Source organism: Microbulbifer maximicatervae (SeqCode), from assembly GCF_052467305.1.
In genome coordinates, this window is record NZ_CP174306.1 from 633,217 (window position 1) to 660,195 (window position 26,979).

Genomic DNA, 26,979 nt, shown 5'->3' on the forward strand with positions numbered 1-26,979 from the left:
ATTCCACCAATCAAAATTGGTCACCTATATAAGCCTTGGGTTAAGGGTTACTTGTTGAATGTTAGAGTGATGATGTTTCCACTAAATTGGGGGATTTATTCTAGTCGGTACTCCCCGGTCATTCATGTTGAACTAACTAAACGGGGATCTCCAATGACTAGGACGTAACAGAATTTCTGGACGTGTTACGACTACAATACGATTTTTGCATGTTTATTTGAGTATTAAATACTCCCAATTCTATTAGTAGTGCTAATGCTTCTTCGGCCGGAAATTATTTGTTGTCTGTTTTTACGAATTTTCTATAGCTCATTTTTAGAGTGCCAATCTATACATACTAATATACTGCGATCATGAAGCTTGTTTTTTCATCTTTGCTTTAAAATTATTTATTAATAAGAAATAAATCCATAACGTTGATATCGCAGCAAAGAAACACCAGGTTGATACCCATGTTTCACTCTGAGTAAAGTAAGTGATAACACCGAGTAGCATGACAAGTGCCCAAAATTTTCTAAATAGATGATTGCTCGATAACAAGAATAAAACACCTAGTAAAGCATAAGTGCTTTCTCGAACTGTGACGGGTAGTAAACCACCTTCTGACAACTCATAACATAAACTATGTCCACATACACTTGTTTTTATTATGTGTCTTGGTCCTGTTTCCAATAGAATAGGCACCCAGAGATATAAGCCAAAAATAAATCCTATAATTATTAATATGATATAAAAATTTCTTTTCCATTTTTTTGTTTCAAGCATATAGGCTACAAGAGGTATCCAAATAAGCCAGAAAAAGAAAGCAAAAAACAGATACAAAATAGAAGCTTTTGTCGTTAGTGAAATCAAATTTTCGTTGTACCCAATCCAAACCATCCCTTCACTCGCTTGCTGTAACGCAAACAAGAGAGGGGTAACTGCGAGTAATAAATAGGTTTTATCATTTTTTATAGCATGTGTTGTACACAAAGCACCACCGACAATAAGCAGAGCTGCTGATCCGAATGATGCTGTAGCTGAAAAACACATAATGATTTTCTCTATATGTAAGATATTCTAATTAAAACAAAGGTCTTATAACTTGATGTACAACATAACAATACCCTTAACCAAGAAAATCAGTTGGCTCCGCTAATTTGTACTAAGCTACTTAATTTATTTGCGAAGACTATTTTTACTTCAATGCTTTCAATTCATCTAATGAGTTAAGCTGAAAAGACTAATAATGCTATATTGAGTTTGCTTATGTAGGTCGACACCTATATAAGTAAAATCTATACCGAGAGGGTTAAACAAGCCAGTGTAATGTTGCTGTGGTGGTTGCATTATCTATACAGTTAATCAAAGTGGGTTTCAGTTTTGCCTCTTGGGTGTGGGGTTGGCTTTTATGATTAACAACCTTAATACGTCCGTTAAATTAAATACATTGGAGGTATTAACCCATTTGATACTTGCCGGTCATTACGATGAGCACATTTAGCAGGGGGCGCTAATAAGTCGTTGATATCAGAGTAATTGCCTTTTATTCAAGAGATGTTAGATTTCAGATGTGCGTGTTACGAATAAACCTATCTACCGTAAACGAGAACTGACAGTCAAAGGTCATCACTCCCATAGCCCCGGTATCCTTGCCATGCTTTACGACTCATTTTGGATATTGCGGTTAGGGCTGGCAGTCACGTCCAATTGAACCCTATTTTTCCAGATGACTGGCCATATAAGAACGATTAGGGCGTTTAAAATGACGTTGTCTTGTTCGCGGTGATTGTAAATGAGGCAACCAAGGTTTAATCCAGCAGCTAGGGGGAATGGATATACCTTATTTTTTTAATCTAAAACTCATATTCAAATCAATAGGCTTTTAACAAAGAGTATGGGTGGGGTATTGGCGCCGTGTTCAACATTAAAGGGGCAATATTTTATGATCGCTGATTATCAAGCTTTTGGAAGTGGCCGCAGTCCTTGCATTTAACTCCATGTTGATAGAAAAATAAAGGCATCCCCAAAAGTAGGAAAACCAAAAATGCGGGCTTTTTCCCCTTGGTAAACGGCTCGACATTTCGTGATGAGCAGGACTCGCATACTCTTTCTTCATCATGCCCTAATTCTTGGTCTACAAGAATGGAACGGTCTTGATTTAGTATTTCATTGGCTTCATCAAGGTCTCTTTCCGACACTTGAAGCCTGACTCCACCCATAGCATTAGAATATAGCCACTGCATATTGACTGTGTGCTCATCTGCAATGAAAGCGTGTATTCCTTCAGATTCAAGTCGTGCTTTTGCAATCTGCGCTTCATATGGAAATGAGAATCTAGCAACGGTTACTAGCAAGTGATCACCTTAGCGCTTAACGTCTTGAGATGCGGGGCGAAGTGTCTGAAAATTTAGATGTGTTATGTTTTTATAGCCCACTAAGGAAACCCCACAACTTACCCCACCGTTCTAGCTTTTGATCAGCGCTCAATAGCCTCGGCTGAACTTGAATAGGGTCGCCAAGTTGATCTACACCTTTCAATAGGTTGAGATTTACTGCGCCGCGAAGTTGACCATTTATATTGCAGCCTACAGCTAGCAGTTGATTACAATCTTTGCAATGGTAGAAATCAGCAAGCTGATCCCCATTTTGTTTAGTTGAGATTCCATCGCCAGTGAAAATCGCAGACATAGTTGGGTCACTTATAATAGGGGAAGGACTGGCTTGGCAATAATTGCAATCGCAAATACGCGGATTCAAAGCTTCGAGCGGCTCTGCTAACTGAACTTCAACGTGCCAACGGTTACATTTACACGATCCCTTAAAGAGCATAAAAATTAGTTCCAATTATGATGAAGCATAGTGTCTATATAATGGGCAAGTGCAGCGGCTCCAGAGCTTTATGGCACCTGCCACCGTAAGGACCGTAGCAACGAATGCCTGGTTCATTTGATTGTAATGCCGCTCAGCTTGAACAGGACACATCGTTTGCCACCCCAACAACAATTACGAAGTTGGTGAAAAACTCACTCGCAGTGAAGTAACCACATTCCCCAGACAAATCCACACCAGAGTTCAAAGCAATTGTGTATTTGTAGCTTCCATTATTTTGCTCAATGACCGGTAAATTGTCCGGGAATCATCTGGTGCTACAGCACCAAACCTAAGTCTATTGCTTGGAAGCTGAACAACTGCCGAGTCTACCTATATTCCACATTGGTTCTTGATCATCGCATTCGGCATCACCCCAGAGAAGCCTTTCTAACGCCAATAGTCAGCAATACAGCGGTAACTAGTAAGCAATATCTTCTCTTCAAAATCGGATACTCCACAGAACGGAATAATACCCGCCAGCAGTGGCCGCAAAGAAGTGGAATTTCCTCTGGCTGGGCTTGGATTAATGGAATGAAAGCCCCTATAGCAAGATCGCCGTTTATGGCTTCCATTAAATGCCAACTACTAACGAATGGCAACTACAAGACAGCGAGATTCTGAGGGAAATACACCCTGGAAAAGTTACGAGCTGACGAACAGAAAACGATATAAGGCTTGACCTGTAGGTGAGGTCGTCAGGGACACCAAAACTACATGATCGTGAATGCGGAGGTTGTATTATGAAAGTTCATATTCTTATATAGCGAGCTACTATAAAGCTATCAGTGTGGCCGCTGACTCATAAGAGAGTAGTGTTGGAGCCGGTAGTTTGAAACTATCGGCTACCCGATTTAGGCTGGCTGTATCTTTGTATTGCGCGGATTAGAATTTGGGTCTGTGTTTTTCGATGATTTGCGCATCTACCCAATAGATATCGCCCTCAGGATCGACACCGTCTTTTCCCTTAATGGGGTTGTGATTGAAGAACAGATACTTACCGTCTGGTGACACATACGCGCTGGCCTCATTACCGGCGGTGTTTATGGTATCTCCTAGGTTTATTGCCTTACCCCAGGAACCATCTTGTTGGCGGAAACTGATGTAGAGATCTTTGTCACCGTAACCGTCGTCTTTTTCGCTGTCCCAGATGAGGTAAGAGCCATCGGCGGCAATGAAGGGGTGGGCTGTCCACTTACCAGAGTTGATATGCGGCCCCAATAATACAGGTGGTTGCCGCTTGCCGTTGCTAACGGTTGATATACGTAGCACGTCATTGCTCTTGTAGTCGTCAAACACTATGGTGCCATCAGCTGATGACGTCAGACGCATGATGCCCCAATCTTTGCGGTCGAACATCGTCCCCATACTTTTAATATCTGACCAGCCTGATTCGGTACGCACCATGTACTTGTTCCCCAAGTGCATGGTTTTGCCATCTGGGGCAAGTAGAGGGCGGCCGACCCTTGGGCCAACAACGGATTCGTGCCACTGGTTACCTATCTGCTTGAAACGAATGAGCAACCACTTTTCAGTGTCGACATCCATTCGGCTAAAGTAAAACTCGGTCATATCTGGTGTGAAAGAGCCGCTATAGTCACGATGCCGGGTTGCGACATAGCCCGGCGCGAATATTTTGGGTGTTAGTCCCGGTGGTGTTTGTCCAAGGTAGGGGCCTTCCAGCAGGGGAAGTGCTTCTTGGCTACAACCGTGGCTACTCACCGCAAAAAGAGAAATCAGGAGGCTAATAGAACTACAAAAATGCTTCACAACTTGTCCTTTTTTTTTCATCAACGAATAAATGAACTGCGGGCAATTTAATCAGTTCGACATGAAAACACCTGAAGTACTTATGATTTTTAAATGATTTTGAGCTGACGGCACCAAACTTTTAAACCTAAAGTGCACAAAACCGACACACTTGGCAAAAGTAAAGGCCGGCAGCTGGGTACTGTAGACTGGTCAACTTTCAAACATCTAGGGCAGGAAGATCATGGGAATCCGTACCAACCAGCTGTCCTTGAAAGAAGGATACTAGATGGAAGCGCTTACTGGACTGAAATCTTTAGTCTGGAGCATCGCATAGTGCCTCCATCAAGGGTATAAGGTTGCCTCTCGCTGCTGTGCCGAGAGTACCCACTAAGGATGTTGCAGCGCCAGCACGAAGCTTTAAACACACCAAACTCAACTCTGCCATATCGGTGTAAATTGACCACCATTTAAGAAATTCAGGCCTTGAGAAATCGCTAGGCGAATATGGCTTGGAGGTGTGCGAAAAGGGTTAGTTGTTTAACGATTCACTGCTGGGTGGTCGAATGAAGTTAGAATTTGCTGTGGCTGGAGTGTGACGTAAGCAGTCTGGTCGCGATAGCAACGAACAGCATTCGTTAGTTAGGCGCTTGCCTTCTAAATTGGCTCATATGATGTAAATCCAATATATGAGTCATATTCCTGTTTTTCTTTTTCCGAACCAAGCTGTTCTCTTGTTACCCGCAAGGTGTAAGCACCTTTTACATGCCCGTTTTCAATCACCATCCAATCAAATACATCTTCTGGACCGAAACTAAGTCGCTCACCTACTTGATGCCACTTTGTAAGCTCTTCTGGGACTTCGAAGAATACTCCTGAAAGGAAGTTTTCTTCGACATGGAAATATACATTTGACAGCCAGAGGTATAGAAACCGGTCTTCTCCAAGCTTTTCAGATAAATCCGGATCTCTAAACCTTAGCTTTGCTGCATAAATGGCTTTAGGACCGGATTTCACAAGATCGATGAAATCAGCAATAGTGTTCGATGCTTGAGCGAATGCCTTAAGCATTTCTTGATCTTGATTATGCGTGTTTCTGAATAACGGTTCGATCATTATCGATTTTTCCTTGCCTGCTTGCGCCCAGTATATCAGCGACCAAAGCAGGGCGAAGTAGTACGTAGGCAGTCCAACTCAGTGTTTTTTAAGAGTGTACGCACTATTGTTTGTTATATATTTTGTACGTGTTAAAACTGTCTGGCAGCAAATAAGCCCGCTATAACTATTACAACAAGGCCGGTGGCACTACACCAAAAACCGTGACTATTGCCGTTATAGCTATCTAGATAGACAGTTTGTTTTGGTGAAGGGTAGCGACCGAGAGTGATTAGTTTACAGATGGGCCAGCCAATCCAGTAGCAGATGGTGCCGAAGAATATTTCCGCTAAGATATATCCGATACCTCGGAGAAATCCCCTGCCTATCTCCCCAATTAAATCATCCATAACTATCTTCCTTGTTGATATGTAAAATGCATTGCTAAGCGGCTCATTGGGCGGCAGCGTAGTTTTGGCTACGCTAGAAATTCCCGCCCAAAATATAGTGGACTCAAAGCATCCACTGGATTCATTTGCTATAATTTCTTACTAGTATTCTCTGTATTTAACATTTGCTTTAAATGCTTCGGCTTCAATAGGGGAAGCCTCATACCCATGCTCTAACACACCTAACAAATGACCAGAGAGGACGTCCTTAAAGCTAGCTCGCTCTACTTGCAAAACATGAACAAGCTCATGTGCCAACTTCGGAGTATCCATCTGGAACCCCTTTCTTATGTATATAGAATAACCAAATACCTGAGCATTATTCACAACTCCGTCGCCTATAAGTCCGGCTGTCTCGCCAATAAACTTTAGAAGTGAATTCTCACGTGGAAATGGCACTTCATCCACATAAACCAGTCTTATTTTTTCAGGGTTCTTAATGCCTATCTCTTTCGCAATATCAAGGTGCTTCTGATCTAGAGGGTGACCAACCTGAAGGCCTTCTGTATCAATTTTTTCAGCCCACTCTGCATATGGGTTTACAAAGGTCAATTCAATTATTTTCTGATGAAAAACAAAAGGCAAAGCTAAAACAGCTAAACCACAAAGCAAAAATTTACTTTTCATATTTTACTACCGCTTTAAACTATTCAGGGATCAATCTACCATAAAAGCACTAAAAAACCATTAAAAATCAGTAAGTTAGATCTAAGTTGTGACGATAGTGTTAAGTGTGATTATCATCGACTTGACTACTATTCCTTGTGCATGAGCGGCCCCTAAACACTCGGTAATATAAAAGCTTTTCAGGCTTTTTAGTCTTTTATAGGCCTTCAAGTAGATTAGGTATATAATCTCTAGTTCTACCTAAATCAGAAATTCTGAAAGCTATTTCAAACGTTTAGTCTGTTATGGGTTGGATAAACGCATGGATGCATGGTTTACTCGGGGGGATGCCTGTTTATCCCAAAACAGATAATTGTCTGCGAGTCGGAATGCATTGTGGATAGAGAATCGCACACTATAGAACCGAACGATAGATAGTGGGAAGCCAGAAGCTGGAAACTGCGGGCTGCCCGATTTCAATACATTTTTAGCACGGAAGTACCGAAAGCGCCGAGCCCAAGGTATTTGCTATACCATTTATTAGCTCAGTTGTGACTCGTGCCTTATTAAGTGCGATGTCAACCAGCAAGCCAAAAATGACAGAGATATAGGCCAGATATCCAAAACCCATATAGTCATTGTATAAGATGGTATAAAACCAATCTTGACCATATGTGTATATGGCGGAAGATATGATGGTAGCAACAAACAAAAGCACTGCAGGTAAGAACAAGTGAGCTATTGCTTTTGGTTTGACGAAAGATACGGCTAAGAGGATAAGAAACATTAGAAAATTTGATCCAAGGAATATACGAAGGTCAAGTTTTAAATTTCCCACTATCTCAAGGTACTTTCCCTTAATAAGATCGCCGAGTGCATGTTGCGCAACTTTAATGCTCTTAAGGCGATCGAGGTAGCCTGCTGTGATAGACTGAGCCAAAGCCTTTTGTCTTTCACAGTCATAACCACACATAGAGGCAATTACACTTGCTATTTTTTGCGGCAGATTGTTATCTAAGTCTTCTTTAATTTTTTCCGATTCCAGTCCAAGTCTATTAGCAATGCTCAGCGCTTGATTTGCAACTGTAGATTCGCTTACAAGATGCTGTTTTTCTCGAACCTCCTTCTCTATTTGGTATTTTACAAATCCTTTTGCTGATTCTTCTATGCTCTCAGGCGACAAGAATGTAATAGAGAATAGAATTCCAAAAAATAGAATTCCAAATAACCCGGTTGAGCGTAATGTAATATTCATAGTTTCCTTAGCATTTAACGCCTGAGTAACCCGTAGCAAAGCGTAAGCTGTCCGGGGCCGAGGGCACACAGTATGCCGTCTTGGTACTGCCGTATGGGTACGGACTAATGAGGTGAAAGTCCGTTGTAGAAAGATCACCATTTAAGGAGGGTATTAAATGCCAACTACCAGCGAATGGCAACTGAAATACCGTGAGGTCTTATGGGATGGAAGCTTCTAGAAAAGTTATGAAGTGACAAAAGAGAATGTCATACAGAGCTTAGCCGTGAGGGGAGGCAACCAAAGGCAACGAAAGTAAGTGATAAAATGGGTAGAGTAAATGATGTAGTTGTGTAGTGAAAGTTCACGCTCTTATCTAGGAAGCTATTCTTAGCTTGTTGCTATTAAGTTGTCACTATCACTCCTAATTATATAAATAGGCACAATCAACTAGCCACGATCACAGGAATAGAAAAAAAGTGGTGGAACAATACCGCGTAATAATCAAGGTGATTAAACAGATGTCAGCTGATCGTCTAATAGCCTAATACCGAGACTATTACCCTGGAGATGCTTAAGGCCTGCTTGATGCTGTCACCGGATAGAAATTTATTGCGGACCCTATGATGGATGGTGTGGGTAGCCAGTAGCTAGAAACTACCGGCTATTCTTTTTATAGCGCATTTTTTAATGATAATGCCACCTTTTTAATGCCATGAGGCGGAATCCATTGTTTAAACTCAACAAAACCATACTTTTTATATAAATTAATTGCGGGCTCATTTACAGCAGCTGTTTCTACAATTGCTTCTATAAATTCAAATTCATCTAGAATGTAGCTTAGTAATTTACTTGCTATTCCTTTCCTAAAATAATCTGGGTCAACAGTTAAACTATTAATTTCTAATCGCCTATCTTCTATAGCAATCTCGATAGTTGCGGCTAGACATTTATTGTCAATAAATCCATAAAATTGCGATTTGGATTTCTCTATATCTTGCGCACTTCGCGATAGTGGAGGAAAGTCAGCGGCGCCTATCAATTGAGCTTCAATCTTATAGGAGCGTTGAAATATTGTGAAGATCTGACCTGCCATATCTTCGCTAAAATTGTCAAGTTTTATTATCATATTAAGCCTAGTCTAAAATTCGTGGGTTCTCTAACTCTTACCGCAACAGCATCTAGGGAGGAGGCTTATAGGTGCAGCGAACACAAAGCAAGTGTTAGGATAAATGTCGGATTGCTGGTACTTGGTACATCCAGTATGAGTATTGTCTGAATGGGGTAAAAGCCCTCTGTAGGAAGCTCACCCATCAATGAGATCCATAAAATGCTAACTACTAGCGAATGGTAACTATAACACAGTATTCCTTTGGTGAAGAAACCGCAGAATCATCACGTAAGGTTTATTTTGGAGTGTAGGCATTCAAGGGCAGCGGAACGATATGATTTAACAAATAGAGTAAATGAGTAGTGATTGTTTAGGTCCTTATTTGAGGGGATCTGTTTAGCATACCGCTATTAATTTGAGGTAGTTTTCTGCCATGTCATTCAATTCAAATGAATGAGCCGTTTGACACTAAAGTTGTGAAAAATTTACTATAGATGCTGAACCGTCCTATGCCGATCCGCACTATGGGGGAGGGGTCGGTAGCTAGAAACTACCGATTGCCCAGTTGATACTACTAACGTTCAGTGAAGGCAATTTTCCCAGCCAGCCCGATGAGTAGAGCTCCAGATACGCCTTCGAGTGCTCGAGAGAATTGCTCAGAATTTGATTTGCTAAACAACCAAGTTCCAGCTGAAGCATATAGAACATTACATACCGTAGCTAAAGTACTAAAGAGTAAACCCAGTATCAATATTTGTAACGATACTAAATCGGTCGAAGTATCGATGAACTGAGGTAAGAATGAGAGAAAAAACAATGCTACTTTCGGGTTCAAAACGCTAACAATGAGACCTTGAATAAATATGTTTTTATTTGTATCAGTACTTTCTTCAACAACAATTTTATTACTTCCTCGCCACATGGAAAGTAAAGACTGGGCACCCAAGTATACTAAGTAGGCTGCACCCAACCACTTGACTATGCTAAAAGCCATGGCAGAACTTAGGATTATTGCCGATAAACCCAAACAAGCTGCTAGTGTGTGGACAAAATATCCAACGCCTAGCCCAATAGCAGCTTTTATACCGCTTGCCATTTGACCTTTCATTGTATTCGATACGATGTAGATTACGTCTGGGCCAGGTATCATATTGATTGCTAAGCAAGCGACAACAAATAAAGGTAGAGAACTTAAATCCATTTTTTTCCTCAATATTAACAATTTGTGATATTACGCTTGAAGGGTCCAGTTGAAAACCAAAGCGGTGGTTTCTATGCCGATCAGATGCCTTTATTTGGTACGCCCAGTATGGGCGTGGACTAAGGGGGTGAAAGTCCCCTATAGGGAGATCACCATTAAATGCTAACTACTAGCGAATGGCAACTGCAACATCGAGAGGTCTTGTGAAGAAGAAGCCGCCAGCAAAAAAACTGTGAGCTGACGAGCAGAAACTTCTTATAACGCTTAGCTCGGAGGTGAGATGGCAGGGGCATCGGAGCTATGTGATCCAATGGGAAGATATTCATTACGGATTGGGAGCTGCCTATTGCGGACCAGCCCACCCGATGGATGATGTGGGGCTCGTATCTAGAAACTATCGACCTGGTTTATGAGATTTCCTCTGGATTAAAAACAAGACGAATTTTGCTAATACGACCCACCTTATAATGGAATGTTTGAGCCATTAATGTATTTCTACAATTTTTAGTGAATCTATACATGTAACATGTTGAATTCGGGTTGTGAAACTCTTCTACCATCTCATACGATACATCAACTGGAGGCGAAGCTTTCAGGGATTCTATATATTCTTTGGCCGATTTACATTTAAACAATGGCCCTTCAAAATCCAGCTTTTCATCTAGTATTAGGTCTAATGAATCAAAGTCCTTTGATTCATAGAATATTTCCATATATTTTCGAGCAAGCTCTATTTTGTTCATGTTGATTTCACATAACGAGGGTGTAGAAAAACTCAGCCCTCTTTTCGTATTGTGCTTCTACGTGAAAAATAGCCTACTCATCAGTGAAAGCTAGATCAGAATTCACGTAGAATCACGATTTATGGTTAATATTTGATCATATCTAAGGAAGCAAAGACATAAATTAGTTTTTCTACAGCCTGAACGTTTTGCTCAGCCGCCACAGAAATGGGGCCGGTTTATGTTTTCTTAGAAGGCCTTTTCTTGATATCTATCAAAGGTAGAGCTTAAGGCTTCACAACCATTGACACAATACGAAAATCAACAGTTAACCCATACCCCATCACCCAGTCTTGCCGCTCACAGATCTCTCTTGATACGACTCCAAACTATCACTGAGTCTCCCGCTGTGTAAGCAGAGTATTCCTTTATGGAGGTGGGGGAGGGATTATGAGCACCGACGCCAGTGGATTGAGATTGAAATGCAAAGGCTGGCTGTTATCTTTGCGCGGGATATCGCTGCCTATGCGGTAATGAGCAATCACTATCATGTGGTGTTCTATATTGATGCTATAAAGGCCAATACTTGGTCTGATACCGAGGTCATTCCCCGCTGGCAGGAACCATTTAAAGCTTCTAACTTGGCTCAGCGCTTCATTCATGGTACCTCGCTGGACCGTTTTGAAGAGAGCAAACTTAAAGAGTTGATTGAGATATGGCGAAAGCGATTAATGGATATCAGCTGGTTTATGCGCTACCTAAACGAATTAATGCCCACCAAACCAACATAGAAGATCACTAAACAGACTTCTCCTGGCAGGACCATTTCAAGTCTCAGGCGTTATTGGATGAAAGAGTCTTGGCCGCCTGCATGGTCTATGTCGATCTCAATCCTATCCGAGCTGACATTGAAAAAACTCGCTGGACTCTGATCACACTTCCATTCAGCAGCGTATTCGTGCTGCCACCTCAGGTGAGCAATCCAAAGGTCTATTTGGCCAAAGTTACGTAATTTTCAAACCTAAAGTACAATTTTTCAGCACTCTACCTTGCCCTACACCAGGTTAGGAGAAATAGTCGTTAAGACAGAAGCGCTGTACTATTTCCGCTGTCATCTTTCAATAAATGAGTGTCCCAGTGTGTAGCCTGCTCAAATGGTAGGTGTCTACTCAATGGAGGAAGGCTTCCCACCGGAAGTATTGTTACGTAGTATCCAGTAGCTTGTCCTGTTATGGTTTTAACTGCCTTGAAAAGGATAGCTAATTTTCCGTGCCGGTTTCAGCTAGCTCTGTTACGTAAACAAAAGTATTCTCTAATCCAGCTTCTTTATGTTCTAAAGCCTCCTGTGCGGCAGGGTTTAAGAATGCATTTAAAAAGGCATCACGACTGGCGTAGCGCACAATCATAATCTTTTCCCAGTCGATAGTATCTTCAGTCAAAACAATATCAACATCCATTGAATAGGTAGGGCCGCTGTTGTAAGAAAAGAGTATTAGCCCAATAGTTTCACCATAGATGCTATTAGCTTCTTCACCGGTTAATTCTGTTTCTAGGCCGTCAGAATATTGTGCTGTTTCATAAAAGTCGATGAGGTTCATCATAAAAAACGGGGAGGGCGAGTCGCTGACAATCATATCGATCATGACATCGATATTTGTGTAAAGCGATATCGCATCGCCGCTATCATCCAATGCGCCTGTATTGAGAAGTAGTTCAATGGCTTCGTCTTCATCAAGATTATCCAGGCTTGGGTCAGAGAAGGAACCGGAAGGTTCAAACGGAAGATTCCCGGGTATTCCTATTATCCAAGTTTGATCAGTTGAAGCTCCATACAGCGTATTTATAGCGGTTGTAAAATTGTCTGAATTAATAGCTTCTAGTATTGCATCAATGTTCGGAAATTCGGCGATACGAATCGCGCTAAATTCCCGTTCAGCGAACATAGTTGCCGCTACTGTACTCGCAAAAACAGTGCCTCCACCTACGCTAGACCATACTGATTCAATCGAGCTCTCGTAGTTGCTAAAGCCATAGGTATCACTCACGGCGATAAGCTGCACAAGAGCCAATGTGTTCGACGTATCCTCATATTCTAATAGCGCCTGCATTGTTTGTTTGCTAAAGCGGCCCTGAGCATCGCCAAATTGTGCCAGCAACGATTCACTTGCTGTTGTGGTATCCTTGGGTGTGTCATTGCTGTCAGAACCACTATTATCGCAGCCTAGAGCCAAACACATACACGTGAGAATGAAGCACTTTATAAGTGCCTTATTAGCTGTGTTTAAAAAACTATTTTTATAGCCCCTTTCCATAAATTAACCACCCCATGAAGTATATTCTGTAATTTTACTTAATCAAGCAATTAAGATCCTTACTAAGCTTGCTAATGAAAATAGCAAGGGCTCATAACCTAAGGCAGACTGAAGGGTATCAATGGTGTTTTTTTGCGTATGGAAGGTGATGAAGAACGTTATGCGATATCGAATAATAATTGCTTTAAGGTAATAGTGGGTAGATTCCCATTTAAATCAATCAAGCTTGCACTTAACAATTTAAGATTTATTAAAATACTTAAATTTAAAAAATCTTATATTAATAACTAGAATAGAGATTTTCTGCGTTTTGATTGATGGCCACTGAGGCAGAGCAACCAAATATTACCTGTCCCTTTTTTTACGAAACTGAGACCACAGGGAGCCACATAAACATGCATAATATTGGGTCTCCTTCGGAGACCTGAGGGGGTCGAATAAAGCTACCAGTGTTTGTTATACATCTAAAGTTGATCGAACCCAGAAAAAATTGCACAACGCCTCTCTCTAGGATAAAGCCATCCATGAGGGGAGGGGCCGCTAGCAAAGCTACAATCTGACGAATAGAAGCATAATATAAGACACTGTTGGCAACATCCCCCAGTCTTTGGTTGCCCCATTGTGGGCTGGTATATGTCGATTATCGTGTGAATTTAGAGCAGAGGAAATATCATTTAGCCCCTCCGCCATCTTATTCTTTATTATATTTCTCGAAAATAAATCGTTTAAAAACTTCGATCTGCTTAGCTTTGTATTGAGATTGACGATATACAAGGCTGAGTTTCTTAGGTGGTAACTTGTTGTTTTGGAAAAGAGGTATTACCAGTCCCGATTCAATTAACTTAATAATACTCTGATGCAACTGGAACCCAATACAGATATTCTTTAGCGCCATGGTTTGAATGGCGTGAACATCATTTATTCTATGGTGAGCATACGTCTGATTATTAAACTTGTTGTTCTTTAACCACTTTCTTACTTCTGGTGAAAGGTCCTCGAGAGGTGGCATGGCAACGCGATGGGAAGTAAGTTCAGAGATTTGAGTAGGTGTACCATGGGTCGCGAGATATTCTGTCGTTGCAAAAAATGTGGGTCGAACCTCACATAGCTCGCGGGAGATTAAACGTGTACTGTCCGCAATCTCACCAATTCTAAAAGCAAAATCAAGATCAGAATCACTAAAGTTAATAATGGATTCGGAATACTCCAGCCGATATCTAACATTTGGATAACGCTCAGAAAACTCACTCAACCAAGAAGACAAGCTTGAATCAACTAAAGACCGGGATAACGTTATTTTGAGGTCCCCTTCGACGCGTTCGTTATCATACTGAATGCGCCTTTCTGATTCACTGATTTGCCTTAGTATTGCAGCACTGCTTTTGTAAAAGCTTGCGCCATGCTCTGTAAGTACCATTTGCTTATTGGAGCGATCAAATAGCTGCACACCAAGATCATACTCTAGGTTTGTAATCTGCTTACTCAGCGCTGATGGCGTCTTGTTTAGACTGTCAGCAGCAAGCCGAATACTACCAGAATCAACAACAGCCACAAAAGACTCATACTGGGTAAACTTCGACATATCACTTTCCAAAATGGAAACTCCGATCGCATTATAGTTCACTTTTTATCATTCAAAAAGAACAATATAGTGGACTCGTAAATAACGAACCCGGAGTAAATAATGATTTTATTAGCGGAAGTCGCGATCACGGTTAAACGTCCGATTAACACGTTCTTTGAGTACGTCACCAACATGGAAAATTACGGAGAATGGTTCCCAGGGGTAACCTCTATTGCCTCTCACAACGAACTTCCCCATGGCATGACCGGAAAAACATATCAAGAAGTGATCGTCATGCCTGAAGGAGAAGCAACCCTTGTTATAGAAGTTAAGAAAAGCCGATTGAATCAAGATTTCTACACTGAGGGTGATCTTCTCCCTCTATTACCCGCCATGCTAATGGAGTTTAATGCTGAAACACCGAAGTCAACCAGGTTCAACCTGAAGTACTTTTCTCGAAGTGACACTCTCGATTCTAACTCTGATGTAATAAAAGAGATGAAATTAAATTTGGGTGGGCGAATTTCAATTGCAGTCGATAATTTACAGCGGCGCTTTAGTTAGTCTGACTTGATCCAATAATTGTTCCTTAACTAAGTGGCGCCGATGCGAAGTGATGAAATAAAGAAATCCTCTCTCTATGGCGGGAGCGCCTAACGGATATCAGCTGGTTTATGCGATATTTAAATGAATCTGTCGCTCGCCAAGCTAATGCTGAAGACACTTGTACAGGTTGATTTCGGGAAGGCCGTTTCAGTCCCAAGCCTTACTGGATGAAAGAGCCCAGGCTGCTTCTATGGCTTATGTAGACCTCCTCGATCCGTGCCAATATCGCCAAGACACCTGAGAATCTGATTACACTTCAATTCAACAGCGTATCCGTGCGGCAGCCTCAAATGAGCGGCCCCAAAATCTACTCCCGGTTGTCGGCGCTGAACATTTGAATATGCCGAAAGGGCTACCTTTTCAGCTGGATCACTACTTGGAGCTAGTGGACTGGAGTAGCCGACATTTAGACATCGGAAAACGAGGTTATATTGCACAAAAACGCCCCCTGTCCTAGATCGGCTTGGCATTTCGCCCAGGCATTGACTCTATCTCAATCTGAACTTTGAAAGCCGCTTTTAAAGCCTGCTGTGATCAGAAGAGGCTGTACGGCAAGCCTGTATTCAGTTCAATAAACGCTGGGTGCATGGCATAGGCGACTGCCAATGCTTCCTTTTGGTGACACGCCACTATTTCCTCCCGGCTTTTCGATGCTATTCCTTTAGGTTGGCTAATTCACGCAATTTTCAAACCTAAAGTATATTTTTTAAGCATTTCACTTCGTCCGATCCAGACTAGGAGAAATGGCCGTTAACGTGGAAAGCCTGTACTATTTCCGGTGTCATCTTACAATCTGTGGGTGTCCTAGTGTGCACCTTCAATCAGTAGCGGTTCTTCGTTTTTTTCATTCTGATTGGTGTTTCAATGGCTACGGCTGACGTTAATCGGTATTCTAGGGTTTTAATAGGACTATTTGTCTGCCTTGGGTTCGGAAGGGTAATCGCTTAGCCGCAAGTTCTGGCTATAGTATCCAATTTGGGGGAGTACTAATCTTTTGTCCAGTCATCGACAATCATTAATAATCTCCCCGGTCTCGATTGATTTGTAAAGAGCATGTTATGTCCAGAAAAATATTATCCTTAAAGGTAAAGAGAAATACGGAGCCTAAGACGGCTGATAAAAAGCAAGAGGATACTTCTGATCCAAAGAAACGGTTCTTAAATGGAGTAGCTATTAATCCATCTGAGCCTATTCGCCTTGAGTCAGGTTCTCAGCAATTTACGGTAAGGGCGATGGATTTGATTACGCCAATTGGTAAGGGGCAACGAGGCTTGATTGTGGCTCCACCGGGCTGTGGCAAAACCACTATCCTGAAACATATCTGCCAAGCAGTGGGAGAGGCTTACCCTGAAATAAAGCTGTACGCTTTGCTTATTGATGAAAGGCCAGAGGAGGTTACTGACTTTAAGCGAAGTGTACCGGCCGAAGTTTATGCGTCCTCTTCTGATCATAGCTATGAAGAGCATGTGAGAGTAGCTAATGAACTCCATGATAGGGCCTGTAAGGAAGCCGGTGAGGGCCAGGATGTGATGATTGTGGTTGACTCGTTGACAAGACTTTCACGGGTACATAATGCACAGCAGAGTGGCAGGGGACGTACAATGTCTGGCGGGATAGATGCCAGGGCTATGGAGATCCCCAGAAAGCTGTTTGGCGCTGCGAGGAAGATAGAAGTTGGTGGTTCACTTACAATTCTGGCAACGATCCTCGTGGATACCGGAAGCCGAATGGACCAGGTGATATTTGAGGAGTTTAAGGGGACGGGAAATATGGAGGTAGTATTGTCAAAGGAAGTTGCGAGACAGCGAATTTTCCCTGCCTTGGATATTGCTAAAAGCAGTACTCGCCGTGAAGAAATCCTGTTCAACTCGAAAGATATTGCAACGATAAGAGCTTTACGAAGAACGCTTGCTAGCCTAAAGCCTGTAGATGGCACTAAAAAGCTTATTGAACTCCTTGAAAAGTACCCGACTAATGCGGAGTTACTTGACGATTAATTTTTAGTTAAGTTTAAGGGTAGTATTTAGCCGCTTAGCATTTTTGGAGTTAGTTACTTAGCGACTGAGTCCTTACTAGGACAGCCGTTATTTAGTCGAGGGCTTTACACTTCAATTCTCTGGTGTGTTTTAACAAGAGATTGCTCAATGAGGAGCTTAGTGGAAAATGTGGCCTTAATATACCGAAAGGGGTGCCCTTTCAGCTGGATCACTATTTGGCGGTAGTAGACTGGAGTGGCCGGCATTTAGCCCCCCCCAAAAAGCGCTCCTTATCCTTGAGCGGCTGGGCATCTCAGCAAAACACTGGCTTTATCTAAGTTAGAACTTTGAAGACCGCTTTAAAGGTTTGGTGGGATCAGTGGAGACGGTAAAGCAAGCTTGCATCCAACTCGATAAACGCTGGATACACCGAATAGGGATTGCCGGCGTTTCCTCTCAGCCACATCCTGCTAATCTACTTCTACCCCAAATACTCTATAACACGATTACCACTCTTTTATCCAAAATAGCATTTCCAAAAATCTGCATATCAATTCCCAGAACTTAATCTCTCTTACCTGTAAATCAAAAGGTAGGAGCCCCCAGAAAGAGAGCTTGCTCTACAGTTCACAGTATCCTCCAGCCTTTGGGTGTTCTAATGTGCGTGTGCACTAATTTGTGCAATAGGGTAATAAACAATACCCGCTGTAACCAATAAGTTTACTAAACCGGGTGCTTTCATCTAAATTTATGCATCTTCTGAGGATTCACGTATGCGCTCTTTCCGTTCCAGTTCCTCTTGCATCACCGCTTTGATTTCTTCTAGCACGGCATCGACATCGGCGCTGTCATCGTCATCATCAAACTTGCCGCTGAGCGTTGAGCTAGTCGTTAAGTTACCCTCTTCAAACAGTGCCCACATTTCCTTGGCGTATTGAGTCTGTAATAAAGAGGGGGCAAATCTGCCATAATAACGACGCATATTGTCGACGTCGCGAGTGAACATTTCTTGTGCACTGTTGTTGGCAGCGGCATTAACAGCTTGGGGTAAATCGATAATCACAGGGCCGGAATCATCCACTAGGACGTTAAATTCGGATAAATCACCATGTACAATTCCCTCGTGAAGCATGAGCATGATGTAATGAATCATTAATGCATGATCTTGAATTGCTTGCTCTTCTGACATTGTCACATCGCCAAGCCGTGGTGCGACATTGCCTGCTTCGTCAGTGATTAACTCCATCAATAATACACCGTCAACACAACCAAAAGTCTTGGGAACTCGTACATGAGCGCGTGCTAAACGGGATAAAGCATCAACTTCGGCATTTTGCCAAATCTCTTCCTGCTGTTGGCGGCCATAATTTGACCGTTTTTGCATGGCACGTGCTTGACGACCACTGCGAACTTTACGCCCTTCTTGGTACTGTGCGGCCTTTTTAAAACTACGCTTATTCGCGTCTTTATAGACTTTGGCGCAACGAATTTCGTCATGACAACGGACAATAAATATATCGGCTTCTTTGCCGCTCATTAGGCGGCTGATAACTTCATCGATTAAGCCATCATCGATAAGAGGCTGTAGACGTTTGGGAGTTTTCACTAGATACCAGCTTTGAGTGTTTGGCAATTAATCATATATGCTATTGACATATTTCTATGTGTATTTGATACAAGAAATCTAATCCTGCTTACGGATAAAGAGCAATTATGAGGCCCTGTAATGCCCGCGTAAAGGATGAGGGCAATAAGAGTTGCACTTGACATGTGAAAGCCCCCAGTAGGAAGATCACCGTTTAATGACCTCTAACTACCAGCGAATAGCAATACTATAAGGTTTTGTGGGGAGGAAGCCGCAAGCAAAACTATGAGTTAGCGAACAGAAACATCCTATATGGCTTAGTCTGTAGGCCAAGGGTGCCAAAGCCACGTGATCTAATGGATAGGGTTAATGATGCAGCTGATTTGTGAAATTTTATACTCTTATCTTGGGGAATCTGTGTAATTTTTTTCAGTGATTCTGCCAGCGTGGCTATTGAGTGGTAAGTAGGTCCAACCGGTTAGCATTCATGACCCGCATGATGGGTGGTGTGGGGGCCGGTAGTTAGAAACTACCGGCTACCCGATTTAAGTGCGGACTTCAGGCGAAGCTGTAACCCACTAACATAGAAGCTCCATTCTTTCGATTCATTCCACAACTGTTTTAATTCCGAGCCTGGCTCACTACTACAAATTACCACAGCCTTCTCTGCTCTTGGCACTGCCTCTTCGCTCAATTTTGGCTTGAGAGATTTTGCGAGGCTCAATATATCTTCATTATATTTTCCACTCGGTACATTGAATATGATTGCTACTACTTCTGATGCTGCAATAGCATTGAAACAAATGTCAGCATCAATATATCCACCTCTAGATGGCGCATCGATTGCACTTTTAAAAAGTACTAGCGAATTATCTGAGTTGGATACTTCACTCACCCAATCTAGAGCAGTATCGTTCTCAAATGCACTGACTCCCCATACGCCCGCTGCAGCTTGGAATGGAAAAAAATCAGGCCTACTAGAAATACTAATTTATACATACAGCACTCTATTAACGGTTGCACTTAACGCCTCAATAACCGGTAGCCGAAGCGTCGTGTAGCGGCGAGTAGGCTGTCCGGCGCCGTAAGCGCGTAGTGGATTAATTGGTTATACGTATTCACAGCAGCCTTCATCAATATGTACTTCTGTTACCGAACCAGTTCTGCAAAATAGCTCTACAAATACATCATCACTGTTTGAGTGAAATCCAAACTCAAATTCTTCTTTGGATTTACATGTGAGAGACTTAAGGTAAAAATTTGATTGAATATCTTTTATAGTGAAATCTCCATATTTTTCTTTAAGCTTGGAATAAAAGAGATCATTTAGGTAGGAGTGCAAATTTTCTGGTCTTTCTGCATAGAACCGAAAAGCGTCAAGCGCTACTGGATATGGACCTTCTAGGCTTCCGCTAACAGCACCAAAATCAAATCTAGACGGTAATAGGCCTACAGGTTTTTCCACCTTCCAATATTCGTCTCTACCATCGTTGGCATACGAAAACTCACCCAGACTATCAAGTCGCATAGTCTTCGCTTTGTCCTTAGTGAAAATATTGCTGAGAAACGACACCGAAACTCCCCTACGTTTTACGTTTAAAGCACCGGCGTAGCTTTACCACGACCGGTGTCTTTATTTGTTAGGGCTGCTCTAGTTTTGGCAATCGCACTACCAGCTTTCTTTGCGTGCCACTCCTTACCAAGACTATAAAGAACTACCATTTCTCCAAGATCCGCTTTACCGCCACGACACCAACCTAATTTCACCTGAACAAGATTTTCTTGGCTGCCCTTCAGTGTTTCATATACCTTTATTCGGATTACTCTTTCCGCTCCACGAACTAAATAACCTTCTTGCTCTTTGCTTAACACTCGATGTTCCAACTCAGGAATAGATATGCTAGACACTCTACCAATATAAACTTCTTTCGCATTTTCAGCCCACTGTCCTGGCGTCCAATTTAGCCCCGGACATGCAAGTGTATCCTGAGCGATGAAAACAAGGATAAGGGTTACTAATAATTTCATTTCAGGTTTACAGTCCTAACGCCGTGCACAATTTCCGGAAGTCCGTTGCTGCACCTTGGCAAGCTCAGCATGAGCGTGAACTAATGGGGTGAAAGTCCTCTGTAGGAGGATCACCATTTTATGGACTCCATTAAATGCTAACTACTAACGAATGGCAACTGCAGCATCGCGAGGTCTTGTGGGGAGGAAGCCGCTAGCAAAACTACGAGCTGACGAACAGAAACATCCTGTAAGGCTTAGTCTGGAGGCGAGGTGGCCAAGGATACCGAAGCCATGTGATCTAAAGGGTAGGGTAAATGATACAGTTGTGTAGTGAAAGTTCACGTACTTATCTGGGGAGATCGGTTGAGCTTGCTGCAGTGAGGTTGTCAGCGTGGCCGCTGACTCATAAGTAGGTCCAACCCAAAATCCACAAGTTAAAAGACAGGGCTAGCCTACCGATATGTTGCCAGCAGGATATAAAATTGACGTAACGCACTGCCATGACCCCCAATTCAAATGCAGAGCTGCTCGACGCTATCGTTGGGTAGAAATTCATTATGGATAGGGAACCGACCATTGTAGACCCGCATGATGGGTGGTGTGTTAGCCGGTAGTTAGAAACTACCGGCTACCCGATCTATATTTCTTCTTGTTGAGCAACAAAAGCCTCTTTACTGCCAACGAGAACCACAATAAGAAGTATTATATCGATGACAATGCTAGTGATTGAGCCAGGTATTTTAGCTATCAAGAACCCACTATTTGACTGTGAGCTAATTACTGCTTGAATAATGGCCCAAATAATAGACGCAGCGATAGCTATGTAGAAAAGTTTTATTGCGAAATCTTTGGTCATCATTAGAAATATTCCAGATATAAGATACAGACCTGCTACGACCATAGATACAATACCAAAAACAATTGACCAAGATTCATACCACTCTGGGACCTTAAACTGTTCTTGCATAGACTCCATCATTTGAGAAAACTCAATTCGTTTGGGTTCACCTTCCTCTTCAATTTCTAGTGTCAATTGCGGCATATCCTTTCCATCAGGAGTTTTCCCTTTACTGAATTCAGTCATCATTTCTTTCTGCATTTCGAGCATCGAAGGCATGACTACTTCCTGAGCGCCACCAAGAACCCCAAATATCCCGAAAATAATTGCCAACACTCCAATTATTGTCGCCCATGTAGGTCTTTTCATTTACTACTCCATAGTTCAGTAAAAATATAACGCCATTTGTAATGGGCAGCTTTGTGGCAAAGCCACGTTTAAAGCTGTCCAGCCCTAAGGACGATCATTGACAAACTTGGTACGCCCAGCATGGGCGTAAACTAATGGGGCGAATGTCCCCTGTAGGAGGATCACCATTTAATGGGTTCCATTAAATGCTAACTACTAACGAATGGCAACTGCAGCATCGCGAGGTCTTGTGGGGAGGAAGTCGCTAGCAAAACTAGGAGCTGACGAACGGAAACATCCTATGAGGCTTAGCCTGAAGGCGAGGCGGCCAAGGACACCGAAGCCATGTGATCTAACGGGTAGAGTAAATGATGAAGTTATATAGTGAAAGTTCATGTTCTTATCTGGGGAGGTCTGTTTAGCCTGCTGCTGGGAAACTGTCAGCGCGGCTTCTGACTCATAAATAGGCCCAACCCACTAGCCACCATTGAGGGGTAGACAAGAATGTTGGGACACAGCAGCGCCTCGGTCAGTAATGACTGAGGTGATTGAACAGAAGTCAGCCTAGGGCATGGTAGCCTAATGCCAAGATTAATGCCTTGGACAGGGTGAAGGCCTGAACCCAAAATCCACGATTTAAAAGACAGGGCTAGCCTGTGGATATATTTCCAGTCGGAGGTATCGCACTGCCATGACACTCAGCTCAAATGAAGAGCTGCTCGACGCTATTGTTGGGTAGAGATTCATTATAGATAGGGAGCCGCCCATTGCGGGCCCACCCGGTGAGTGGTGTGGGGTCCGGTAATTAGAAACTACCGACTACCCGATTTAAGCATTAGTTTTTAGGGCCTCTTTGGTTGTGTCCACAGCTTGCTGAAGATCCTTGGAGTAACTTTTTAGTTTCTTTAAATCACCTTTGATAAGAGCTTCTTTAACTTCCGTTACCAAGTTTTTCGTGTTTTCAGTAGTATCCACAATTATACCTGAAATCCTTGAGGCATCATTTAATCCCCATTCTTTGGCTTTATCTCCAACCAGGGGAAGACCTTCAATAATAGGGCATGCAACCTCTAAAGTATTATGTATTTTGCTCAGGTTTTTAAAGCTGTACGCTTGAATAACAGATGTCAATTCTGTGACCTGTAAAGAAACATCTTGTACGGCATCAATCAGAGGCTTATTTTCATTGATTTCAGCAAGTGCTTTTCGTGCTCCTTGGAAATGGGTATACACGAAAAATAAAAAGCACCCGATAGTCAATATCGCTCCAACAACAAATAACTCAGACGGTAAAGTTAGTCCAGGTATGTTAGCCAATACCATAGATAAAATGCCAGCAAACCCAAAGGCTAATGCGAACCCTCCAGTCTTATATAGTTTATCCATTCCCTTAGAAAGGCTATCTGATATGCGAACTACATCCTGCGTTGCTATTTGGTTCATATAGACATACCTATTGTTTGGTGGAGAGATTGATGCATAACGCAATTCTGTCAAAACCATAGGGAAGTGAAGGTTTTGGCGTCGAGTGCCTTTACTTGATACGCCCAGCATGGACGTGAACTAATGGGGTGAAAGTCCCCTGTAGGAGGATCACCATTTAATGGACTCCATTAAATGCTAACTACTAACGAATGGCAACTGCAGCATCGCGAGGTCTTGTGGGGAGGAAGTCGCTAGCAAAACTACTAGCTGACGGACAGAAACATCCTATAAGGCTTAGCCTGAAAGTGAGGTGGCCAAGGACACCGAAGCCGGGTGATCTAACGGGTAAAGTAAATGATGCAGTTGTGTAGTGAAAGTTCACCTTCTTATCTGGGGGGACCTGTCTAGCTTGCTGCTATGAAGCTGTTAACGTGGCTGCTGACTCATAAGTAGGCCCAACCCACTAGCCTCGAGGGGTAGACAAGAGTGGTGGAACACAGCGGTGCCTGGGCCAGTAATGGTCAAGGTGATTGAACAGAAGTCAACCGACGGCATAGTAGCCTAATGCTAAGATTAATACCTTGGACAGGGTGAAGGCCTGAACCAAAAATCCGCGAGTAAAAAGATAGGGTTAGCCTACTGATATGTTTCCAGTCGGATAAGTTGAGGTAGCGCACTGCCATGACACTCAGCTCAAATGAAGAGCTGCTCGACGCTATTGTTGGGTAGAGATTCATACGGATAGGGAACCGCCCATTGCGACCCGCACGATGGGTGGTGTTGGGGCCGGTAGCTAAAAATTACCGGCTACCCGATTTATGAGCCTCACTGCTCGTAGACCTGAATATTAATCGCACGTCTGTCGCCACGTACTCTGAATATTGTCAAAAGACCATATTGTTTGAAGTACATGATTTTTTCCCATTCCGGAAAGTTACTACTGCCCGGAAGGCTAGATTTAGGCTGAAGCTTCCAGGAGCCACCCTCCTCAACGATCTTCATGAATGAAGCATGATCATGCTCTGACATCTCTATATAGAAAATTTCGTTATAGTCATCGAAATACTTTGCAATATCAGAAGCCTTCTCTCGCTTGACAACTACGAAATCCTCTTTAGGCTTGAAGCCGATAGCTTCATTGACTATTAGCGAAATATCATATTGCTTCGTACAGCTGACAACTAACAATAGAAAAAAAACAAATTTGGCCCGAGTGTTCATCGTTCATAACGTCCGCATTTACGGCTGGTTTGGAGCACAGCAGAAAACCAGTCCGACAACATGTGCTAGCTAGGACTTGACAGCATGATAAAAGACTCCCAGCCCCTCGGGATCATAAAACTCCCAGCTAGCATTTTCATACCTAACGAATACATCATTAGTCTGTAGAGTATCCCACCAACTATTCAATGCTTTGAAAAAGATCGATGTAGTAAAATCACTGCAAAGATCGTTTGGAAAATACGATATTTCAACAGCTATTTTTTCACCTTCAGGCCAATCGAGAAACAGATGAACTTGTCTTACAAAGCTATCTCTAGATTTCAGCTGTCCATGAATACAACCTTCTTCACGTTGTGTGATGTAAGACACTACACTTTCCGAAGACATTTCAACTACTTCACCGTTTTGATCTTGAAGCTCGCCATCGCTGAATTCCTCGAGAAATAGCTTTATGAATTTTTCGACACAAGCCAAAGTGGCTGGAGTAAACGTAATATCCCTAGTACTACCATCACTATCGGTTAAATATTCAAGTACTAGAGCTTCGTTCATATGAGAGCCTAACGTCGGTAGCAAAGGCGGGAGTTAGCGAGTCTAGCCCGCGCCTTTAGCGGGCGAAGTTGCCTACCTTTATTAAGCCCTGCATACGATAAAAAACCGTTTTTCATTTACATTTTCCCCAAAGCCAATTACTGGATTATCCATTCTTACCCATGATGAATCATCGAATTCTTTCTCTATTACAGAGACAAGAGAAAACCTAGAATCAATAGTTTCTATTTCTGCATATGCCTCAGATATTTTTAAAGGCTTGCCGTAAGGAGTTATATGAAACAAGCACTCTTCATTATCGATGTCGACACCAATTTTACCGATTGGCTCTATAGATTCAGTTGATGTCACCTCTCCAGAATCATCAATTTTTAATAAAATCATAAACAAACTAAAATCATCATCAGCTATCTCTGATTCTTCAAGTTCATTAATAATACAGCCAACGTGCTTGCTCAATGATTGATATTCCTTTGTAGGCTAAACGCCAAGCGAATGGGCCGGCGCTACGATGCAGTGACAACCCAGTCTAAGGTTCCCTTGGCCGAGCATTGCGTGCCTGGTTATGTGTTGAGTTTAGCCAGTGCTGTTTGAAAAGCTTGAACACTAGCTGTACGTATTGTTTCATTTCTTTCTTCGGCTGATATCCAGCCGCCAACGTTATTGAGACAAAATTGATTGTTTGAATCTTGAGCCACTTCGCGAACTGCTTGAAAAACGCGGTGTTGAATTTCGTTGCAGTCTCTCAGTAGTCTCGGATCGGTAACACCCGACCCTTGAAATTCATAACCACCACGGGCATGAATTGTTAATTGATGGCCGTAATTACACAACAGCTGAATCTTCTTATCATCAGGAAGCTCGTCTATTACTTTTTGTATTTGGTGTTCTTTCATTTTTTACACATAACGCCTTGCAGTAGAAGTCGGCACGTAGCGACGGTCCTGCTGGCTGCGATTGTTATGTTTCGTTTTTCTTGAGCTGATTTTCAAGGCTCTTTAAATCACCCAGCACCCATACATCAGAGATTCGATCACCTTCAAAGGTAAATAAGGCACACCCATTCCAAGTTACGCGTTTATGTGACGGTAAAAAGCCCATAAACTCATCTCTATGAAATCCGGTAAAGGACATCTTTGCAAAAACCTTGTCTCCCTCTTCTACGAGATCTTCAATAATACATTTGTAATCACCCAGCGCTTTGTGAACCATATCGACATATTCAGCGAAACCTTTGTGACCTCGCTTTTCCTGTCCTAATGATCCTCTAAAGGAGAAGCTCTCATGCAGGATCGATGGCATTACTTTCTTATCGTGGGCATCCCAAAGAACCTCATAAAATTTTCGAACTTGATCTTTATGCACCAGTCATCCTCAGAAACATAACGCCTCAATAACCCGTAGCTGAAACATAGCGAAGCGACGTGTAAGCTATCGGGTGCCAAAGACGTGTAGTTAATTGGCTTGGTACGCCCAGCATGAGCGTGAACTAATGGGTTCCATTAAATGCTAACTACTAGCT

General features: G+C 42.4%; 26 protein-coding genes. 3 read left to right on the top strand and 23 right to left on the bottom strand.

The genetic code is table 11. The annotated features are described in order from the left end of the window. Positions 1-351: 351 nt before the first annotated feature. From ACJJI4_RS02800 to ACJJI4_RS02845, 10 genes are all read right to left on the bottom strand, one after another. The gene (locus ACJJI4_RS02800) at positions 352-1,032 is read right to left on the bottom strand and encodes a DUF6629 family protein (RefSeq protein WP_444926974.1); all 681 of its coding nucleotides are present in this window, start codon (positions 1,030-1,032) and stop codon (positions 352-354) included. 890 nt (positions 1,033-1,922) lie between these two features. Further along, entirely contained in the window at positions 1,923-2,336 is a 414-nt protein-coding gene (locus tag ACJJI4_RS02805) for a putative signal transducing protein (protein ID WP_444926975.1), read from the bottom strand. A gap of 1,399 nt (positions 2,337-3,735) precedes the next feature. Further along, positions 3,736-4,641 carry a TolB-like translocation protein gene (locus ACJJI4_RS02810; protein WP_444926976.1) on the bottom strand — a complete coding sequence of 302 codons (906 nt, stop codon included), beginning with the start codon at positions 4,639-4,641 and terminating at the stop codon, positions 3,736-3,738. A gap of 615 nt (positions 4,642-5,256) precedes the next feature. Beyond that, a complete protein-coding gene (locus ACJJI4_RS02815; RefSeq protein ID WP_444926977.1) occupies positions 5,257-5,715 on the bottom strand; it encodes a DUF2314 domain-containing protein in 459 nt (152 codons plus the stop codon). Positions 5,716-5,846: 131 nt separating this feature from the next. Then, on the bottom strand, positions 5,847-6,104 hold the full coding sequence (locus ACJJI4_RS02820) for a hypothetical protein (RefSeq protein ID WP_444926978.1): 258 nt from the start codon (positions 6,102-6,104) through the stop codon (positions 5,847-5,849). A gap of 141 nt (positions 6,105-6,245) precedes the next feature. Continuing rightward, complete coding sequence (locus tag ACJJI4_RS02825; protein ID WP_444926979.1) at positions 6,246-6,770, bottom strand: hypothetical protein; 525 nt, start codon at positions 6,768-6,770, stop codon at positions 6,246-6,248. A gap of 466 nt (positions 6,771-7,236) precedes the next feature. Beyond that, entirely contained in the window at positions 7,237-8,004 is a 768-nt protein-coding gene (locus ACJJI4_RS02830) for a hypothetical protein (RefSeq protein WP_444926980.1), read from the bottom strand. Positions 8,005-8,656: 652 nt separating this feature from the next. After that, positions 8,657-9,079, bottom strand: coding sequence for a GNAT family N-acetyltransferase (locus ACJJI4_RS02835; RefSeq protein WP_444926981.1), 423 nt, complete (start codon positions 9,077-9,079; stop codon positions 8,657-8,659). 589 nt (positions 9,080-9,668) lie between these two features. After that, positions 9,669-10,295 (bottom strand): LysE family translocator, encoded by a 627-nt coding sequence (locus ACJJI4_RS02840; RefSeq protein WP_444916349.1) that lies wholly within the window; start codon positions 10,293-10,295, stop codon positions 9,669-9,671. A 407-nt stretch (positions 10,296-10,702) separates the two neighbouring features. Next, positions 10,703-11,038 (bottom strand): hypothetical protein, encoded by a 336-nt coding sequence (locus ACJJI4_RS02845; RefSeq protein ID WP_444916350.1) that lies wholly within the window; start codon positions 11,036-11,038, stop codon positions 10,703-10,705. 461 nt (positions 11,039-11,499) lie between these two features. On the opposite strand from ACJJI4_RS02845, the gene ACJJI4_RS02850 reads away from it, so the two are divergent. Further along, entirely contained in the window at positions 11,500-11,808 is a 309-nt protein-coding gene (locus ACJJI4_RS02850) for a hypothetical protein (protein ID WP_444926982.1), read from the top strand. 468 nt (positions 11,809-12,276) lie between these two features. On the opposite strand, the gene ACJJI4_RS02855 is transcribed toward ACJJI4_RS02850, so the two are convergent. Continuing rightward, a complete protein-coding gene (locus ACJJI4_RS02855; protein WP_444916351.1) occupies positions 12,277-13,329 on the bottom strand; it encodes a hypothetical protein in 1,053 nt (350 codons plus the stop codon). Between the two features lie 691 nt (positions 13,330-14,020). Further along, complete coding sequence (locus ACJJI4_RS02860; protein ID WP_413664753.1) at positions 14,021-14,911, bottom strand: LysR family transcriptional regulator; 891 nt, start codon at positions 14,909-14,911, stop codon at positions 14,021-14,023. Positions 14,912-15,013: 102 nt separating this feature from the next. Here ACJJI4_RS02860 and ACJJI4_RS02865 point away from each other — a divergent pair, with 102 nt between their 5' ends. Together ACJJI4_RS02865 and rho are read left to right on the top strand one after the other, a co-directional pair. Next, positions 15,014-15,457 (top strand): SRPBCC family protein, encoded by a 444-nt coding sequence (locus tag ACJJI4_RS02865; protein WP_444926983.1) that lies wholly within the window; start codon positions 15,014-15,016, stop codon positions 15,455-15,457. Positions 15,458-16,557: 1,100 nt separating this feature from the next. Then, positions 16,558-17,496, top strand: coding sequence for a transcription termination factor Rho (gene rho / locus ACJJI4_RS02870; RefSeq protein WP_444926984.1), 939 nt, complete (start codon positions 16,558-16,560; stop codon positions 17,494-17,496). A 727-nt stretch (positions 17,497-18,223) separates the two neighbouring features. Here the strand turns inward: rho and ACJJI4_RS02875 are convergent. The 11 genes from ACJJI4_RS02875 to ACJJI4_RS02925 form a co-directional block, all read right to left on the bottom strand. Next, positions 18,224-19,081, bottom strand: a complete 858-nt coding sequence (locus ACJJI4_RS02875; RefSeq protein ID WP_444926985.1) for a PA4780 family RIO1-like protein kinase — start codon at positions 19,079-19,081, stop codon at positions 18,224-18,226. Positions 19,082-19,589: 508 nt separating this feature from the next. After that, positions 19,590-20,051 carry a DUF4259 domain-containing protein gene (locus ACJJI4_RS02880; RefSeq protein ID WP_444928213.1) on the bottom strand — a complete coding sequence of 154 codons (462 nt, stop codon included), beginning with the start codon at positions 20,049-20,051 and terminating at the stop codon, positions 19,590-19,592. Positions 20,052-20,168: 117 nt separating this feature from the next. Next, positions 20,169-20,633: a hypothetical protein gene (locus tag ACJJI4_RS02885; protein ID WP_444926986.1), complete on the bottom strand. Its 465-nt coding sequence runs from the start codon at positions 20,631-20,633 to the stop codon at positions 20,169-20,171. 23 nt (positions 20,634-20,656) lie between these two features. Then, positions 20,657-21,088 carry a hypothetical protein gene (locus tag ACJJI4_RS02890; protein WP_444926987.1) on the bottom strand — a complete coding sequence of 144 codons (432 nt, stop codon included), beginning with the start codon at positions 21,086-21,088 and terminating at the stop codon, positions 20,657-20,659. 619 nt (positions 21,089-21,707) lie between these two features. Next, complete coding sequence (locus tag ACJJI4_RS02895) at positions 21,708-22,277, bottom strand: hypothetical protein (RefSeq protein ID WP_444926988.1); 570 nt, start codon at positions 22,275-22,277, stop codon at positions 21,708-21,710. A gap of 807 nt (positions 22,278-23,084) precedes the next feature. Beyond that, a complete protein-coding gene (locus ACJJI4_RS02900) occupies positions 23,085-23,699 on the bottom strand; it encodes a hypothetical protein (protein ID WP_282931626.1) in 615 nt (204 codons plus the stop codon). Between the two features lie 807 nt (positions 23,700-24,506). Then, complete coding sequence (locus tag ACJJI4_RS02905) at positions 24,507-24,902, bottom strand: hypothetical protein (protein WP_444894836.1); 396 nt, start codon at positions 24,900-24,902, stop codon at positions 24,507-24,509. A 69-nt stretch (positions 24,903-24,971) separates the two neighbouring features. After that, complete coding sequence (locus tag ACJJI4_RS02910) at positions 24,972-25,457, bottom strand: hypothetical protein (protein ID WP_444894835.1); 486 nt, start codon at positions 25,455-25,457, stop codon at positions 24,972-24,974. An 81-nt stretch (positions 25,458-25,538) separates the two neighbouring features. Then, the gene (locus ACJJI4_RS02915; RefSeq protein WP_444926989.1) at positions 25,539-25,916 is read right to left on the bottom strand and encodes a hypothetical protein; all 378 of its coding nucleotides are present in this window, start codon (positions 25,914-25,916) and stop codon (positions 25,539-25,541) included. Between the two features lie 104 nt (positions 25,917-26,020). Further along, positions 26,021-26,353, bottom strand: a complete 333-nt coding sequence (locus ACJJI4_RS02920; protein WP_444894833.1) for a hypothetical protein — start codon at positions 26,351-26,353, stop codon at positions 26,021-26,023. Between the two features lie 64 nt (positions 26,354-26,417). Continuing rightward, on the bottom strand, positions 26,418-26,822 hold the full coding sequence (locus ACJJI4_RS02925; protein WP_444894832.1) for an ester cyclase: 405 nt from the start codon (positions 26,820-26,822) through the stop codon (positions 26,418-26,420). Positions 26,823-26,979: the final 157 nt, after the last annotated feature.

What these genes read in the sequence shown, in the direction of transcription:
- ACJJI4_RS02900 (WP_282931626.1), bottom strand. Translation starts at nt 23,699, where the DNA reads ATGAACCAAATAGCAACGCAGGATGTAGTTCGCATATCAGATAGCCTT.
- ACJJI4_RS02810 (WP_444926976.1), bottom strand. Translation starts at nt 4,641, where the DNA reads ATGAAAAAAAAAGGACAAGTTGTGAAGCATTTTTGTAGTTCTATTAGC.
- ACJJI4_RS02920 (WP_444894833.1), bottom strand. Translation starts at nt 26,353, where the DNA reads ATGAAAGAACACCAAATACAAAAAGTAATAGACGAGCTTCCTGATGAT.
- ACJJI4_RS02865 (WP_444926983.1), top strand. Translation starts at nt 15,014, where the DNA reads ATGATTTTATTAGCGGAAGTCGCGATCACGGTTAAACGTCCGATTAAC.
- ACJJI4_RS02850 (WP_444926982.1), top strand. Translation starts at nt 11,500, where the DNA reads ATGCAAAGGCTGGCTGTTATCTTTGCGCGGGATATCGCTGCCTATGCG.
- ACJJI4_RS02820 (WP_444926978.1), bottom strand. Translation starts at nt 6,104, where the DNA reads ATGGATGATTTAATTGGGGAGATAGGCAGGGGATTTCTCCGAGGTATC.
- ACJJI4_RS02825 (WP_444926979.1), bottom strand. Translation starts at nt 6,770, where the DNA reads ATGAAAAGTAAATTTTTGCTTTGTGGTTTAGCTGTTTTAGCTTTGCCT.
- ACJJI4_RS02860 (WP_413664753.1), bottom strand. Translation starts at nt 14,911, where the DNA reads ATGTCGAAGTTTACCCAGTATGAGTCTTTTGTGGCTGTTGTTGATTCT.
- ACJJI4_RS02845 (WP_444916350.1), bottom strand. Translation starts at nt 11,038, where the DNA reads ATGAACAAAATAGAGCTTGCTCGAAAATATATGGAAATATTCTATGAA.
- ACJJI4_RS02910 (WP_444894835.1), bottom strand. Translation starts at nt 25,457, where the DNA reads ATGAACGAAGCTCTAGTACTTGAATATTTAACCGATAGTGATGGTAGT.
- ACJJI4_RS02815 (WP_444926977.1), bottom strand. Translation starts at nt 5,715, where the DNA reads ATGATCGAACCGTTATTCAGAAACACGCATAATCAAGATCAAGAAATG.
- ACJJI4_RS02835 (WP_444926981.1), bottom strand. Translation starts at nt 9,079, where the DNA reads ATGGCAGGTCAGATCTTCACAATATTTCAACGCTCCTATAAGATTGAA.
- ACJJI4_RS02890 (WP_444926987.1), bottom strand. Translation starts at nt 21,088, where the DNA reads ATGAAATTATTAGTAACCCTTATCCTTGTTTTCATCGCTCAGGATACA.
- ACJJI4_RS02905 (WP_444894836.1), bottom strand. Translation starts at nt 24,902, where the DNA reads ATGAACACTCGGGCCAAATTTGTTTTTTTTCTATTGTTAGTTGTCAGC.
- ACJJI4_RS02800 (WP_444926974.1), bottom strand. Translation starts at nt 1,032, where the DNA reads ATGTGTTTTTCAGCTACAGCATCATTCGGATCAGCAGCTCTGCTTATT.
- rho (WP_444926984.1), top strand. Translation starts at nt 16,558, where the DNA reads ATGTCCAGAAAAATATTATCCTTAAAGGTAAAGAGAAATACGGAGCCT.
- ACJJI4_RS02840 (WP_444916349.1), bottom strand. Translation starts at nt 10,295, where the DNA reads ATGGATTTAAGTTCTCTACCTTTATTTGTTGTCGCTTGCTTAGCAATC.
- ACJJI4_RS02830 (WP_444926980.1), bottom strand. Translation starts at nt 8,004, where the DNA reads ATGAATATTACATTACGCTCAACCGGGTTATTTGGAATTCTATTTTTT.
- ACJJI4_RS02895 (WP_444926988.1), bottom strand. Translation starts at nt 22,277, where the DNA reads ATGAAAAGACCTACATGGGCGACAATAATTGGAGTGTTGGCAATTATT.
- ACJJI4_RS02855 (WP_444916351.1), bottom strand. Translation starts at nt 13,329, where the DNA reads ATGGAAAGGGGCTATAAAAATAGTTTTTTAAACACAGCTAATAAGGCA.